Origin of the sequence: Stenotrophomonas sp. RG-453 (assembly GCF_033843685.1) — a bacterium.
Classification (GTDB): domain Bacteria; phylum Pseudomonadota; class Gammaproteobacteria; order Xanthomonadales; family Xanthomonadaceae; genus Stenotrophomonas; species Stenotrophomonas bentonitica_A.
Window position 1 is genome coordinate 125001 of sequence record NZ_JAMYED010000001.1, and the last position, 13492, is coordinate 138492.

16 protein-coding genes and 1 other RNA gene are annotated in these 13492 nt (G+C 68.2%); 4 read left to right on the forward strand and 13 right to left on the reverse strand.

All coding sequences use genetic code 11. From position 1 onward, the window contains the following. Positions 1-54 precede the first annotated feature (54 nt). On the forward strand, positions 55-513 hold the full coding sequence (gene azu / locus NJD74_RS00525) for an azurin (protein ID WP_070473554.1): 459 nt from the start codon (positions 55-57) through the stop codon (positions 511-513). A 107-nt stretch (positions 514-620) separates the two neighbouring features. Here the strand turns inward: azu and hemL are convergent, their stop codons facing one another. Beyond that, on the reverse strand, positions 621-1910 hold the full coding sequence (hemL, locus tag NJD74_RS00530; RefSeq protein ID WP_070473552.1) for a glutamate-1-semialdehyde 2,1-aminomutase: 1290 nt from the start codon (positions 1908-1910) through the stop codon (positions 621-623). A 15-nt stretch (positions 1911-1925) separates the two neighbouring features. Then, complete coding sequence (gene thiE, locus NJD74_RS00535; protein WP_070473550.1) at positions 1926-2558, reverse strand: thiamine phosphate synthase; 633 nt, start codon at positions 2556-2558, stop codon at positions 1926-1928. Positions 2559-2630: 72 nt separating this feature from the next. On the opposite strand from thiE, the gene NJD74_RS00540 reads away from it, so the two are divergent. After that, positions 2631-2822: a rubredoxin gene (locus NJD74_RS00540; protein ID WP_037553342.1), complete on the forward strand. Its 192-nt coding sequence runs from the start codon at positions 2631-2633 to the stop codon at positions 2820-2822. Positions 2823-2852: 30 nt separating this feature from the next. On the opposite strand, the gene NJD74_RS00545 is transcribed toward NJD74_RS00540, so the two are convergent. From NJD74_RS00545 to NJD74_RS00580, 8 genes are all read right to left on the reverse strand, one after another. Continuing rightward, positions 2853-3698, reverse strand: coding sequence for a tetratricopeptide repeat protein (locus NJD74_RS00545; RefSeq protein WP_019183851.1), 846 nt, complete (start codon positions 3696-3698; stop codon positions 2853-2855). Positions 3699-3760: 62 nt separating this feature from the next. Continuing rightward, on the reverse strand, positions 3761-4213 hold the full coding sequence (locus NJD74_RS00550; protein WP_019183852.1) for a DUF192 domain-containing protein: 453 nt from the start codon (positions 4211-4213) through the stop codon (positions 3761-3763). A 47-nt stretch (positions 4214-4260) separates the two neighbouring features. Next, entirely contained in the window at positions 4261-4908 is a 648-nt protein-coding gene (gene rpiA, locus NJD74_RS00555) for a ribose-5-phosphate isomerase RpiA (protein ID WP_070425838.1), read from the reverse strand. A gap of 27 nt (positions 4909-4935) precedes the next feature. Beyond that, positions 4936-5412 carry an EVE domain-containing protein gene (locus NJD74_RS00560; protein ID WP_070425837.1) on the reverse strand — a complete coding sequence of 159 codons (477 nt, stop codon included), beginning with the start codon at positions 5410-5412 and terminating at the stop codon, positions 4936-4938. 13 nt (positions 5413-5425) lie between these two features. Next, entirely contained in the window at positions 5426-6025 is a 600-nt protein-coding gene (locus NJD74_RS00565; protein ID WP_070473548.1) for a 5-formyltetrahydrofolate cyclo-ligase, read from the reverse strand. Between the two features lie 79 nt (positions 6026-6104). Then, positions 6105-6289, reverse strand: a non-coding RNA gene (gene ssrS / locus NJD74_RS00570) — 6S RNA. 130 nt (positions 6290-6419) lie between these two features. After that, a complete protein-coding gene (locus NJD74_RS00575) occupies positions 6420-6719 on the reverse strand; it encodes a cell division protein ZapA (protein ID WP_019183856.1) in 300 nt (99 codons plus the stop codon). Next, positions 6716-6937 carry a TIGR02449 family protein gene (locus tag NJD74_RS00580; protein ID WP_019183857.1) on the reverse strand — a complete coding sequence of 74 codons (222 nt, stop codon included), beginning with the start codon at positions 6935-6937 and terminating at the stop codon, positions 6716-6718. The genes NJD74_RS00575 and NJD74_RS00580 overlap by 4 nt, the downstream gene beginning before the upstream one ends. A 165-nt stretch (positions 6938-7102) precedes the next feature. On the opposite strand from NJD74_RS00580, the gene NJD74_RS00585 reads away from it, so the two are divergent. Together NJD74_RS00585 and NJD74_RS00590 are read left to right on the forward strand one after the other, a co-directional pair. Further along, the gene (locus tag NJD74_RS00585) at positions 7103-7651 is read left to right on the forward strand and encodes a UPF0149 family protein (protein WP_019183858.1); all 549 of its coding nucleotides are present in this window, start codon (positions 7103-7105) and stop codon (positions 7649-7651) included. Between the two features lie 7 nt (positions 7652-7658). After that, the gene (locus NJD74_RS00590) at positions 7659-8984 is read left to right on the forward strand and encodes an aminopeptidase P N-terminal domain-containing protein (RefSeq protein ID WP_070473681.1); all 1326 of its coding nucleotides are present in this window, start codon (positions 7659-7661) and stop codon (positions 8982-8984) included. A gap of 172 nt (positions 8985-9156) precedes the next feature. On the opposite strand, the gene pepQ is transcribed toward NJD74_RS00590, so the two are convergent. From pepQ to NJD74_RS00605, 3 genes are all read right to left on the reverse strand, one after another. After that, complete coding sequence (gene pepQ, locus NJD74_RS00595) at positions 9157-10485, reverse strand: Xaa-Pro dipeptidase (protein ID WP_070472637.1); 1329 nt, start codon at positions 10483-10485, stop codon at positions 9157-9159. An 82-nt stretch (positions 10486-10567) separates the two neighbouring features. Continuing rightward, on the reverse strand, positions 10568-10918 hold the full coding sequence (locus tag NJD74_RS00600; protein WP_019183861.1) for a PilZ domain-containing protein: 351 nt from the start codon (positions 10916-10918) through the stop codon (positions 10568-10570). Further along, the gene (locus NJD74_RS00605; protein ID WP_319623458.1) at positions 10915-13386 is read right to left on the reverse strand and encodes a DUF1631 domain-containing protein; all 2472 of its coding nucleotides are present in this window, start codon (positions 13384-13386) and stop codon (positions 10915-10917) included. The genes NJD74_RS00600 and NJD74_RS00605 overlap by 4 nt, the downstream gene beginning before the upstream one ends. Positions 13387-13492 lie beyond the last annotated feature (106 nt).

Genomic DNA, 13492 nt, shown 5'->3' on the forward strand with positions numbered 1-13492 from the left:
ATCGCGTCGCAGGCCGGGCGTGGGCACGGACTCTAGAATCGCGTGGACTGTTCGATGGAGATCGCCGTGAAACTGCTTGCCCCCGTGTTGCTTGCCGGCCTGATGCTGGCCCCGGCCGCCCATGCGCGCGTCTGCGCGATCGCCATCGACAGCACCGACCAGATGAGCTTCAGCCAGAAGGAGATCAAGGTTGCGGCGGACTGCACCCAGGTGAAGCTGACCCTGCGCCACACCGGCAAGCTTGCCGCGACCGCGATGGGCCACAACTGGGTGCTGACCCGCACCGCGGATTACCAGCCGGTGGCGATGGCCGGCATGCGCACGACCTTGTCCGACAGCTACCTGCCCAAGGGCGATGCGCGTGTGCTGGCGCATACCCCGGTGATCGGGGGCGGGCAGACCACCAGCGTCACCTTCTCGACCGCGAAGCTGGCCAAGGGCGGCGACTACACGTTCTTCTGCTCGTTCCCGGGGCACTTCGCGATGATGAAAGGCCGATTTCTGTTCGGCTGAGCGCCGAAGCCGGCCGGTGGACGGCGTGACGACCAACGGTCGTCACCTACCCGGGGTGATCGGCACGCACGCTGTGACGACCAACGGTCGTCACCTACCGCCTCCGATCAGCCTTTGACGACCTTGAAGGCTTCGCGCGCGGCCTCGATGGTCGCATCGATGATGCTGTCGTCGTGGGCGCTGGACAGGAAGCCGGCCTCGTATGCCGAAGGGGCCAGGAACACACCGCGCTCCAGCATCGCGTGGAAGAAGGTGTTGAACGCGGTGATGTCGCACGCCGTCGCCTGGGCGTAGGTTTCCACCTTCTGGTCGGTGAAGAACAGGCCGAACATGGCGCCGACCTGGGTGGTCGTCACCGCCACGCCGGCCTCGGCCGCCGCGGCTTCCAGCCCGGCGCAGAGGCGCGCAGCGGCGGCACTCAGGCGATCATGGAAGCCCGGTTCCTGCACCAGTTCCAGCATCGCCAGGCCCGCGGCCATCGCCACCGGATTGCCGCTGAGCGTGCCGGCCTGGTAGATCGGGCCAGCCGGGGAAATCTGCGACATCAGCTCGCGGCGGCCGCCATAGGCACCCACCGGCATGCCGCCGCCGATGATCTTGCCGAAGGTGGTCAGGTCCGGGGTGACGCCGTAGTGCGCCTGCGCGCCGCCGAGGGCCACGCGGAAGCCGGTCATCACTTCATCGAAGATCAGCACCGTGCCGTACTGCGTGCACAGCGCGCGCAGGTGCTGCAGGTAGCCCTCGCGCGGCGGGATGCAGTTGGCGTTGCCGACCACCGGCTCGATGATCAGGCCGGCGATGTGCTCGCCCTGTTCGGCGAACAGCGTGGTGGCGGCCTCGAAATCGTTGTAGGGCAGGGTCAGGGTGAGTTCGCTCAGGCCGGCCGGGACGCCCGGTGAGGTCGGCACGCCCAGGGTCAGCATGCCGCTGCCGGCCTTGACCAGGAACGAATCGCCGTGGCCGTGATAGCAGCCTTCGAACTTGACGATGCGGCTGCGGCCGGTGGCGCCGCGCGCCAGCCGGATCGCCGACAGTGTGGCCTCGGTACCGGAGTTGACCATGCGCACCATCTCGCAGGACGGCACCAGCCGGGTCAGCGTTTCGGCCATGGTCACTTCCGCTTCGCACGGCGCACCGAAGGACAGGCCGTTGCCGATCGCCTGCTTGACCGCCTGGCGCACCGCGGTGTGGTTGTGGCCGACGATCATCGGGCCCCAGGAGCCGACGTAATCGATGTAGCGGTTGCCATCCACGTCGTACAGGTACGCGCCATCGGCACGCTGCACGAAGAACGGCTCGCCGCCGACCGACTTGAACGCGCGCACGGGCGAGTTGACGCCGCCCGGCAGCAGTTTCTGGGCGCGGGTGAACAGGGCGTGGGACTGGTCGTGGTTCATGGGGTGTCCTGGGTCTTACGGAAACTGGGCGAGGAAGGCGCGCTGGGTGGCAACCGGATCGGGGGCGGCGAAAATGCCGCTGACCACGGCCACCAAGTCGGCGCCGGCCGCGATGATGGGACCTACATTGTCCGGGCTGAGCCCGCCGATCGCCACCCGCGGCACGCCCAGTGCGGCGCTTTGCCGCAGCAGGTCCGGCGTGGCACGGCTGGCGGTGACCTTGGTGGTGGTGGGGAAGAACGCGCCGAAGGCCACATAACTGGCCCCTTCGGCCACGGCACGCGCGGCATTGGCCAGCTGGTCGTAGCAGGACGCGCCGATGATGGCGTCGGGGCCCAGCAGGGCGCGCGCCGCGCCGATGTCGCCGTCGGTGCCGCCCAGGTGTACGCCAGCGGCGCCCACGGCATGGGCCAGTGCCGGGTCGTCATTGATGATCAGTGGCGCGCCGTGCGGCGCGCACAGCGCCTGCAGCGCGGTCGCCTGCTCCAGGCGCAGGGCGGCATCGGCGGTCTTGTTGCGGTACTGCAGCCAGGTGGCGCCGGCCGCCAACAGCGGCGCGGTGCGCGCCAGCAATCGTGCGGTATCGGGTTCGTCGGGGGTGATGAGGTAGACGCCGCGGGGCGGCGTGGGGGCTGAAGCGTGATTCATCAATGGCTACCGGTAGCGCAACGGGAGTGGGACAATGAGCGCTGTCAGCTCTTGTCCTGCCGTGATTATCCGATGACCGACGCTACCGCCACCACCTTCCGCACCTGGATGTGCGTTGTCTGCGGCTTCCTGTACCGGGAAGAAGACGGGTTGCCGGAAGAGGGCATCGCCCCGGGCACGCGCTGGGAAGACATTCCCGATACCTGGACGTGCCCGGACTGTGGCGTGACCAAGGACGATTTCGAGATGGTCGAAGTCGACTGAGGCCGGGCCGGCGCCGCGTCATGGCGCCTTTCAATGCAGGCGCGGCACCGCGCCACCCAGGCTGACCAGCTTCTCGCGCACGTACTGGGCGTCGCTGGCCTTGGCATTGCGCTTGAGGTACAGCCCCAGGTCGTTGCGCGCGCCCGCCTCGTAGTCCAGCTGCAGGTAGGCCATGCCGCGGTCGCGCAGCGCATCGTCCTGTTCGGGCGCCAGTTTCAGCAGGCGATCGGCACTGCGTGCGGCACGGTCCCATTCACCCCGTTCCACATAGACCCCATGCAGGTTGCGCAGCATCCGCATCAGGATCGCGCGCGCCGGGGCCGGGTCCAGAATCTGTGCCAGCACATCGTCGTCGGGCACTTCACCGCCCAGGTGCGAGCGGGCGCGTTCGCGCAGTTCTTCCACGCCGAGCGGGCGGCCGCCGTTGAACGGGTCCATCACCAGTACGCCGTCGTTGAGCGGCAGGCGCACCAGGAAATGGCCGGGGAAGGACACCCCGTCCAGCGGGATGCCGAGCCGGCGCGAGACTTCCATCTGCACCAGCGCCAGTGAAATCGGGTTGCCCAGGCGGCGCTCGAAGACCTGGTTCAGATAGCTGTTGCGCGGGTCGTAGTATTCGCCATGGTCGCCGCTGTAGCCCAGTTCGTCGAACAGATGGCGGTTGACCGCGGCGATCTTCAGCGGCCACATGTCGATCGTGGCGATCTCGGTGCGCAGGTGGTCGGCGTGGCTCTGCAGGACCGCGTCGTAGACGGCAGGGTCCAGGTCCGGGTATTCGTCCCGGGCGATCAGCAGCGCGGTCGGCAACAAAGGCAGCGCCTCGTCATCCAGCTCGGCCAGCGATTCCCACGTCGGCAATGTGATCTGCCCCTGCATGGGACAAGACTGGCGACAAACGCGCCGCGATTCAAGGGCGCGGCGCGTTTATCGGGTCCCTTTTATTTACCGTCGGCGATGCCGGGGCCGAACTTCAGTTCGGTACCGTCCTTGAGCGCCATCTTTTCGGCCTGACCGGCATTGAGTTCCAGCACGTAACGGGCCGGCTCGCTGCTGGGGTAGGGCGGGCAACGGTCACCGGCCGAGCACGGCGGCACGTCACGCTGCTGGCTGACCAGGCGGCGCTGTGCATCGAAGTACAGGATGTCCAGGGCGATCTTGGTGTTCTTCATCCAGTACGCCTGCAGCTCTTCGCGTTCATGGATGAACAGCATGCCGTGGTCCTCCGGCATCTGGTCGCGGAACATCAGCCCGCGGGCGCGGGTGTCGTCATTGGTGGCCAGTTCAACGTGGTAGCGGTTGCCGTCCAGCTCCACCCAGTGACGGGCGTTGGTGCTGGCACAGCCGGCCAGGGTGAGCAGCAGAAGCAGGGGCAGCAGGCGCGACAGGGACATGGGATTGCCTCGTTGGGGGCAGCCGGCGCGGGCGCCGGCCACGGGGGTCAGATCACGACCGGCGGCTCGCCGCCGATGATCACCACATCGGCCGGGCGGCGCGCGAACAGGCCGACGCTGACCACGCCGGGCAGCTGGTTGAGCTCGCGCTCCAGCTTGACCGGATCGGTGATCTCCAGGTGGTGGATGTCCAGGATCACGTTGCCGTTGTCGGTGACCACGCCCTCACGCCAGGCCGGCTGGCCGCCGGTCATGTCCATGATGCGGCGGGCGACCAGGCTGCGTGCCATCGGGATCACTTCCACCGGCAGCGGGAACCTGCCCAGCACCTTGACCTGCTTGCTCGGGTCGATGATGCACACGAAGCGCTCGCTGGCCTCGGCGATGATCTTCTCACGCGTCAGCGCGGCGCCGCCGCCCTTGATCAGGTTCTTGTTGCCATCGCATTCGTCGGCACCATCCACATACAGCGAGAGGTTGCCGGTGTGGTTGAGCTCGAGCACCTCGATGCCGTGCTGCTTCAGGCGCGCGGTGCTCTGGTCCGAGCTGGAGACAGCGCCCTTGATGCGGTGCTGGATCCTGGCCAGGGCGTCGATGAAGTAGGCAACGGTGGAGCCGGTGCCGACGCCGACGATCATGCCGTCTTCGACGTATTCGATGGCTTTTTCAGCGGCGAGGCGTTTGGCTTCGGACATGGCGGGCAACTCTTGGAGGAAAGGGAATCAGTGCTTTTCCAGCGACAGCAGCAGCTTCCACTGCGCGGCGGTCACCGGGAGGATGGAGAGGCGGTTGCCGCGCGCGGTCAGCGGGAAACCTTCGCCCAGCGCATCGGCGTGCAGCTTGATCTCGTCCAGCGAAATGGTGTCGCGCAGCTTGCGCTCGAACGCCACGTCCACCAGCATCCAGCGCGGTTCTTCGCGGGTCGCCTTGGGGTCGTAGTAATCGGACCTGGGGTCGAACTGGGTGTCGTCCGGGTAGGCCTCGCTGGCTACCGTGGCCAGCCCGACAATGCCCGGCACCTTGGTGTTGGAGTGGTAGAACATCACCCCGTCGCCGACCTTCATGCCATCGCGCATGAAATTGCGCGCCTGGTAGTTGCGGACGCCGTTCCAGGGCTCGCGGCCCACGCGCTGCAGATCATCGATGGAAAAGGCGTCCGGTTCGGACTTCATCAGCCAGTAGCGCTTGCGTGCGGTCATGCGGAGTCTTTGATTACGGTAGGTGCCGACCGTTGGTCGGTACGCAGACAAGGGTGGAGACGTCGGTGCAGATCGCATCCACCGCGACGTCCCACGGTTGCACCGGCAGGTCATCGACCTGCTGGACCGAGAAGCCGACCCCGACCAGCCACGGTGGCGCCGGGCGCTGGTGGCGGAATGCGAAGCTGCGATCATACCAGCCGCCTCCCATCCCCAGCCGGCGGCCCTGCGCGTCGAAACCGACCAGCGGCGCGACGACCAGCGCCATCTGTTCCGGCGCGAGCGTGTCGTCCAGCGACAGGTCGGGTTCGGGAATGCCGAAGCGGTTGGCGGTCAGCGCCTGCCCCGGGCGCCATGGCGCGAAGCGCAGCGTCTGCTCGTGCAGCACCGGCAGGCAGTAGGTCAGGCCGGCGGGCAACTGCATCTGCCAGCGGTGCAGTGCGATCTCGCCATCCATCGCCCAGTACCCGGCAACATGCCCCTGGGCAGGCGCAAACGGCAGGGCGAGCAGGGCATCGGCCAATTGTTCGGCGGCGGCCAGGCGCACGGCGGCGGGGAGATCGCGGCGGCGTTGGCGCAGCTGCAGGCGCAGTGCGGAGCGCGGGTCGGTCATGCCTGGGTCCGGAGCGTGCGGAGGAAGCGGATAAAACAAGAGCGACGTCCCAGGGGAACGCCGCTCTTGCTGGAATATTGCATTCTCCGCCGTGACGATGCATGCGAAACGACCTTGAACCCGGGGTTCAAGTGGGTACGCTGGGGTTCCATCGGGCTTCCCGCTACAAGGCGGACTTGCACTCCCGGCGCCGTCGCGCACCCGTGGTCGTAATTAAGGGACAAGGCGAATGTTTGCACACGCCGTCGTTCACAGCAGAGAACGCGACGAGGATTATAGCCTTCTTGGGCAATTCGACCAGTCCGTTCGTCGGTCGAATTGCACATCAATTCAGATCGATGAAGGCCACGCGATGTACGTGTGCAATCGAATGGCGTGGAACCACGACCGTGGATCACCCGGCGCTGTCGAACGCCCGGTCCAGGCGGCGGTTGAGATCGCTCAGCGTCTGCTGCAGCGCGATCGCCTGGCGGGCGTGCTCATCGCGCAGCTGCTGCAGCTCATGGGCCAGGTTCAGCGCGGCCAGCACCGCGACGCGGTCCACGGCGGCCATCCGGTTGCTGCCCCGGATCTCGCGCATCTTGGCGTCCAGCAGCCGGGCGGCGGCGGTCAGGCTCTCCCGTTCCTCCGCGCCCACGCCGACCGTGTATTCACGGTCCAGGATGCGGACACTGACCGGTTCGGTCTGGCTCATGTGTGCTGCTCCAGGGATTTGAGGCGGGTGATCATCGCTTCGACCCGGGAGCGGGCCTGCTCGTTCTTGGCCAGCAGCTGGGAGCGCTCGGCCACCAGTTGTTCCTGCTGATGGCGCAGGCTGCGGTTCTCGTCGGCCAGGCGCTGGTTGCGCTCAAGCAACGCCTCCACGCGGGCAGCGAAGGCCTGCAACTGGGCGATGGCGTCGGCGGGTTCCATGACCGGCACGATAGGCAAGGGCGGACGGGGCGGTCAAGCGAATAATGACGGGGCCTGGGGGCGGTCGCCCCCGGGGTGCCGGGGCCGGCCGCGGGGACGGCCATCGCAACCCGGCGGACACGGGTGGATTGGTACACTGTGGCGCTCACAAACCGTAGCCCCAAGATGACCGAACTCCCGAGTGTCGACGACGTAAACCAGGCCAGCCAGGCCCTGGGCCTGGGCGCCAGCGCCGCTGAACTGCACGGTGGCCTGTGCGGCTGGCTGTCTGCCGGCGGTGCGCCGGTGCGTGAATGGCCTGCCCGCGTGCTGGCCGATGACAACCTGCCGACCCCGGCCGAGGGCGATGCGTTGGCACGCCTGCTCGATGCCAGCGTGGCGCAGCTGGAAGACCGCGATTTCGCGTTCGAACTGCTGCTCAGCGATGCCAGCGACACCGCCACCCAGGCCGATGCCCTGTTCACCTGGGCGCGTGCGTTCCTGGGCGGTTTCGGGCTGGGCTCGGGGCAGAACCGCCCGGCCTTGTCCGAAGAGGGTGACGAGGCGCTGACCGATCTGGCCAAACTGGCGCAGGCCTCCAGTGAAGACTTCGAAAGCGGCAACGACGATGACGAAGACGCGCTGGCCGAGATCGAGGAGTTCATCCGCGTGGCGGTGCTGCTCCTGCACGGCGACTGCGTCATGGCGGCGCGCCATCGGCAGCGCCTGAACTGAGATGGATATCCGGCAGCTGACCGGCATCTCCGCCGCCGAATACACGCGTCGCCGCCAGCAGTTGATGGAGATGGCCGGCGACGACGCGATCCTGGTGCTGCCGGCCGCCGCCGAGCGGGTGCGCAGCCTGGATACGCATTACCCGTTCCGGCAGGACTCCGATTTCTGGTACCTGAGCGGCTTCCCGGAGCCGGAGGCCGTGCTGGTGCTGATCCCGGGCCGTCGCCATGGCGAGGTGATCCTGTTCTGCCGCGAGCGCGACGCCGACCGTGAAGCCTGGGATGGCGCGCGCGCCGGCCAGGAAGGGGCGGTCTCGCAGTACGGCATGGACGATGCGTACCCGATCGACGATCTGGACGACATCCTGCCCGGCCTGCTGGAAGGGCGCTCGCGGGTGTACTACCACTTCGGCCGCGATGCCGAGTTCGATCTCAAGCTGATCGGCTGGGTCAACCGCGTGCGTTCGCAGGTGCGGCATGGCGCGCAGCCGCCGCATGAATTCCTGGAACTGGGCCACCTGCTGCACGAACAGCGGCTGTTCAAATCCACGGCGGAAATCGCCGTGATGCAGCGCGCTGCCGATATCAGCGTGCAGGCGCATCGCGCCGCGATGCACGCGGCGCGGCCGGGCATCCACGAGTACGAGCTGCAGGCCGACCTGGAGCGGGTGTTCCGTGCCAATGACGCGTGTGCGGCGTACAGCAGCATCGTCGGGACCGGTGCCAACGGCTGCATCCTGCATTACCGCGACAACAACGCGCGCTCGCAGGACGGCGAGCTGGTCCTGATCGATGCCGGTGCCGAGTACCGCGGGTACGCCAGCGACATCACCCGTACCTTCCCGGTCAACGGCCGCTTCAGTGCCGAGCAGCGCGCGCTGCATGATCTGGTCGGCGCCGCGCAGGCCGCGGCACTGGCGCAGGCGCGCCCGGGCAATGCCTATGAGGCCGGTCATCTGGCTGCGGTGGAAACCCTGACCGAGGGGCTGCTGCGGCTGGGCCTGCTCAAGGGCACGCTGGAAGAAAACATCGCCGAAGCGCATTACCAGCGTTTCTATCGGCACAAGACCGGGCACTGGCTCGGCCTGGATGTGCACGACGTCGGCGATTACCGGTTGGCGGGCGATTCGCGGATGTTGGAGCCGGGCATGGTGTTCACCATCGAGCCGGGGCTGTATGTCTCACCGGACGACCGCAGCGTGGAAGCGCGCTGGCGCGGTATCGGCATTCGTACCGAAGATGATGTGCTGATCACCGAGGACGGCCATCAGGTGCTCACCGCTGCGTTGGCGCGCAGTGCCGATGAGATTGAAGACGAGATGGCCAAGCGCTGATCCGCTTCAGGGTGCAGCCACCGCATGGGTGGCTGCGCGGTGCAGCCACCCGGTAGTGCCGGCCGCTGGCCGGCTCCTCATGAAATCCCGGCATCCTGGGGAGCCGGCCAGCGGCCGGCACTACCGCGATGTCGCGCAGGTGCCGACCGTGGGTCGGCACCTGCATGTCCGCTCAGCTGGCGGACGCGAACACCGGGCGGGTCAGGTTGTCGGCATCGCCTTCGGTGCACAGCACTTCATCCTCGATGCGCACGCCGCCATACGGGCGGAAGAAATCCACGCGGTCCCAGTTGATGCTGGCCCCGTGGCCGGCCTGCTTCACTTCGTCCAGCAGCATGTCGATGAAGTACACGCCCGGTTCGATGGTGACCACCATGCCCGGCTCCAGCACGCGGGTCATGCGCAGGTACGGGTGACCCTGCGGGCGCTCGATGCGGCCACCGCGGTCGCTGGCCGCGAAACCCGCCACGTCGTGCACCTGCAGGCCGATCAGATGGCCCAGGCCGTGCGGGAAGAAGGCCGCGCTCACGCCGGTGGCCAACGCTGCTTCCGGCGAGACGTTGAGTACACCGAAGTCCTTGAGGATGCCCATCAGCGACAGGTGCGCATCGATGTGCAGCTGCTTGTAATCCACCCCGGCGCGTACGCCCGCGCCCATCGTCTGCTGGGCCGCGTCCACCGCGTCGATGAGGGCCTGGAATTCGTCGTGGCCGCCGGCCGCATAGGTGCGGGTGATGTCACTGGCGTACCCGTAGGCACTGGCGCCGGCGTCGATCAGGAAGCTGCGCAGCGGGGTCGGCGCGCTGCGGCCCAGGTCGGTGTAGTGCAGCACTGCGGCATGCTCGTTGAGACCGATGATGTTGCCGTACGGCAGCTCATTGGCGTCCTGGCCGACCGCCCGGCAGTAGGCCATGTGGATCTCGAATTCGCTGGCGCCGGCGCGGAAGGCCGCCTCGGCGGCACGGTGACCGCGCACGCCCAGTCGCTGCGCTTGGCGCATCAAGGCGATTTCATAGGGGGTCTTGTAGCCGCGCTGCCAGTCTAGGTAATCGATGACCGGCGCCGGGTTGTTCGGCACGAACGCGCCCAGCGCGCTCTGCGGCTCGCCGAGAATCGCGCAGCGGGCCGCGTCCTTGGGCAGCAGTGCCAGCGCATCGTCGGGTTTGCGGATGATCTCGATATCGACATGCTCGACCCACCAGCCGTTCGGCGCATCCGGCACTACGTGCCAGTAGTCGAACGGCTGGTAGAAGATCACTTTCGGTCGTTGGCCCGGGGTGTACACCAGCCAGCTGTTGGGCAGCTTGGTCAGCGGCAGCCACGCCTTGAAGTTCGGATTCACCGCGTACGGGTAGTCGCGATCATCGAAGGCCTGGTAATGCTGGGTGCCGCTGGGAATCACCAGATGATCGAAGCCGCCACGCGCGAGCGCTTCGTCGGCGCGCTGGCGCATGACGCTGGCGTGGTGGGAATACAGGGCGCCGAGGTCTGGCTGGTTCATGGCATGAAGCTCGCTGGCAGTGCGGAATGCAGCCTTGGATTCTGCCGCAATCCGCCCGCGGGCGCTGTGCCGGAACCGGCGCTCAGACTGCCGAAGTTTCCTCGGCGATCCAGTGGCGCAGCTGTTCGCGTGCGTCGCGTGCCAAGGTCAGGAAGCGGAAACCCACCCAGGCCTGGCCCGGCGCATGGGTCTGCTCGCTCCAGAGCAGGTGCACGCCCACGTCGATCCGCAGTGGCTCTCCCTGCGGGCCGGGAATGGCGAAGTGCAGCTGGTACAGCGCGTCTTCGTGCATCGGTACCGAGGCCAGCATCAACATCCCGGTTTCGGAGACATTGCCGAGCCGGCCGATCACGGTCTCGGCCATCAGGTCGGTGACGGGCACCAGCTCGGTCACCTGGCGGCGCGGTGCACGGCGGGTATCGGGCGTGGTCATCCAGCGTTCTCCACGGGGCTGCCGGCGAGCGAGCGCAATGTGCGCAGGGTGGCCTGCCAGGCGCGGTCGATCAGCCGGCCCTTGTCTTCGGTGACGATCCGCACCTGGCCGTGCGCCATCAGCCGGGCCAGTGCGTCCAGCGAATGCTCGCCAACCTTCTGCCCGCGCTGATTGACGAACAGGGCGTTGTCGGTGATCAGGCTGTACCACGAGAGCCGCTGGCGGCGGACGTCGCCCTGCTGGTTGGTGGTGAACTCGAACCAGGTACCGAACGGCAGTGTGCGCAACTGGCGATAACAGTCATCTTCCGCGGTGCTGCGCGCGAGCGGGGCGACCTTGCGCGGGTCGCTGGCGTCGGCCTGTTCGCCCAGCCGGGTGCGCGCGCGCAGGCGCGCGGTGAGTTCGGTGCGCGAGCTGCTGTCGTCCCCGCCGCCCGGCGTGGACAGGCGACGCGCGATCGCGGCCGCTTCATCCTGGTGATAGCCGACCTGCAGCAGGGCGGCCTCGACCTGGTTGCCCAGCGCGTCATCGCGCGCGCCTGCGCCCGGGGCCAGGCAGGTGACCTCGGCGATCCGGGTGGTTTCCTGCTGGCGCTGCTGCCACTGCGGCGAGGTTTCGCCGTTGCGCAGCAGGGTCAAGGTCAGCACATCCGACCACGCCTGCTTGAGCAGCGCCTGCACGAAGCGCGGGGGCGCGGCCTGCGTGCACAGCTGCTCGATGCTGGCACTGGCCTGCTGTTTGGCCGCCTCCAACCGTTCCTTGCCGCGGGCGGCTTCGACATGACGACGCTCGGCCAGCTCGGCCTTGTGGGCCAGCGCGCGAAAGTGCTGCTGGATCTCTTCATTGGCGGTGTCGAACACCGCCACATCGCCGTCGTAGTCGTTCACTACCTGGTCGACCGCGTGGCCGAGCTTCTGCACCAGCAGCGGGTCCACGTCCTCCTCGCCCAGCCAGTTGGCACCGGCCTCGGCGACGGCGTTGAGCAGTTCCCGCGCCGGGTGCTGGTCGCGCACGAAGAAGGCCGGATCGGTCAGGGCCGCGCGGGCCACCGGTACCTGCAGGCGGGTCAGCAGGTCGGCGGCCACGGCCTCGGGCCGCACCTCGCGCTGGATCTGCCCGTACAGCATGTCGAGCAGGTCGAAGGTGTCGCTGTCCTTGACGGTCAGGGCCGCGTGCGCGCCATGGTCGGCGCGGACCTGGGCGAGCAGTGCGTTGTGGAGGTCGGCCATGCTGCGGCGGGCGCCGCCGGGGGGAATGGCCTGGCTCTGCAGGCGCGCCAGCGTGGCATGCACCGCTTCGGCGGGAACCGCCAATGCCGGTGGGGCGTCCGGGGCGAGAAACGCGTTGTCGGCGGCGGGCGTGGGCGCGCCGGTCGTCGCGGCGACAGCCTGTGCGGCCATGGCATCGCCGCCCGGCACGGTGCCGGCGGCGTGCGCCTGGCGGGCGGCACCGAGCATCTGGTGCAGGGCCGACATCGCCGGTGCACCGAGATCGGTTGCCGCAGGCGGGGCGCTGGTGGCTGGCGCCGATGCAGACGTGGCGGCTGCTGGACCTGGCGCTGCTGCGTCGCCGTTGGACATGCCATGGGCCGGCCCAGCGGCCGGCGGCACCATTGCCGCCTGGGTCATCGCGGCCCAGCCCGCGCTGGGGGCGCTGCCGTTCCAGGCGGTCAAGGGCCGCGCGGCGGCGCCGCCGCGCGCGCCGGGCAGGCCGCGCTCGGGCCCGGTGATGATCCGGCGGGTGGTGGCCGAGCGCGTCAGGTACGGGGTGTAGACCAGCCCGGGCAGCACGCCTTCGTGCGCGAGCAGGATGTTGGCGCGCTCCAGCAGTTCGCCCAGCCGCTCCAGCAGTTGGCGGTCGAACACGCGGTACAGCGCCAGCTGTGTTTCCAGCCCGAGCGCGAACTGCTCGCCCAGCTCGCGCACGATCCGGCACAAGGCCTGGGGGCCGAACGGCAGGTCATCGACATCGAAGGCCGGGCCGGCGGCAAGCACGCCGAAGCGCTGGCCCAGCAGCTGCAGGGCGGTGGCCGAGCGCTGGGCCTCGCGGCGGATGATGTCCACCAGCACGATGTCGCGGTCCACGTCGGTGTCGTTGACCAGGGTCAGCGCGGTCGCCGACACGGACACCTCGGTTGGCACGATGCGCTGGGTATGGCGCGGGCCGCGCAGGGTGGCCAGGCGGTCACCGAGGGCGTCCAGGAAGCGCGGGCCGAACTGCGCGTTGACCTCGTGCAGCTGGCGGGCCTGGGCGAAGATGTCGGCCTGGATCTGGCTGTTGCGCGCGCGCTCGGCGTCGCGGAACAGCTCGCGCTCCAGTTCCACGATGGTCAGTCTGAGCGGTGTGGTGAGGGTCTGTACCGCCAGCCCGTGCAACGCGGCCAGCAGGCGGCGCACGCGCGGTGGTGCGGCCACGTCCGCAAAGCGCGTCATGTCGGGCTGGGACGACGAAAGTGCGGGCGCAGACATCCGATGTGCTTCCAGCTCCCCTGAGAACACGGAATCTAACGGTTTCGCTGGATGCCTGCCATAACGGCCCGTCGGGAGGTCTGGCGCCGGCCAGCGGCCGGCACTA

Bases quoted from the DNA above. Each gene is read 5' to 3' on its own strand.
- azu (WP_070473554.1), top strand. From the start codon at position 55: ATGGAGATCGCCGTGAAACTGCTTGCCCCCGTGTTGCTTGCCGGCCTG.
- hemL (WP_070473552.1), bottom strand. From the start codon at position 1,910: ATGAACCACGACCAGTCCCACGCCCTGTTCACCCGCGCCCAGAAACTG.
- thiE (WP_070473550.1), bottom strand. From the start codon at position 2,558: ATGAATCACGCTTCAGCCCCCACGCCGCCCCGCGGCGTCTACCTCATC.
- NJD74_RS00540 (WP_037553342.1), top strand. From the start codon at position 2,631: ATGACCGACGCTACCGCCACCACCTTCCGCACCTGGATGTGCGTTGTC.
- NJD74_RS00545 (WP_019183851.1), bottom strand. From the start codon at position 3,698: ATGCAGGGGCAGATCACATTGCCGACGTGGGAATCGCTGGCCGAGCTG.
- NJD74_RS00550 (WP_019183852.1), bottom strand. From the start codon at position 4,213: ATGTCCCTGTCGCGCCTGCTGCCCCTGCTTCTGCTGCTCACCCTGGCC.
- rpiA (WP_070425838.1), bottom strand. From the start codon at position 4,908: ATGTCCGAAGCCAAACGCCTCGCCGCTGAAAAAGCCATCGAATACGTC.
- NJD74_RS00560 (WP_070425837.1), bottom strand. From the start codon at position 5,412: ATGACCGCACGCAAGCGCTACTGGCTGATGAAGTCCGAACCGGACGCC.
- NJD74_RS00565 (WP_070473548.1), bottom strand. From the start codon at position 6,025: ATGACCGACCCGCGCTCCGCACTGCGCCTGCAGCTGCGCCAACGCCGC.
- NJD74_RS00575 (WP_019183856.1), bottom strand. From the start codon at position 6,719: ATGAGCCAGACCGAACCGGTCAGTGTCCGCATCCTGGACCGTGAATAC.
- NJD74_RS00580 (WP_019183857.1), bottom strand. From the start codon at position 6,937: ATGGAACCCGCCGACGCCATCGCCCAGTTGCAGGCCTTCGCTGCCCGC.
- NJD74_RS00585 (WP_019183858.1), top strand. From the start codon at position 7,103: ATGACCGAACTCCCGAGTGTCGACGACGTAAACCAGGCCAGCCAGGCC.
- pepQ (WP_070472637.1), bottom strand. From the start codon at position 10,485: ATGAACCAGCCAGACCTCGGCGCCCTGTATTCCCACCACGCCAGCGTC.
- NJD74_RS00600 (WP_019183861.1), bottom strand. From the start codon at position 10,918: ATGACCACGCCCGATACCCGCCGTGCACCGCGCCGCCAGGTGACCGAG.
- NJD74_RS00605 (WP_319623458.1), bottom strand. From the start codon at position 13,386: ATGTCTGCGCCCGCACTTTCGTCGTCCCAGCCCGACATGACGCGCTTT.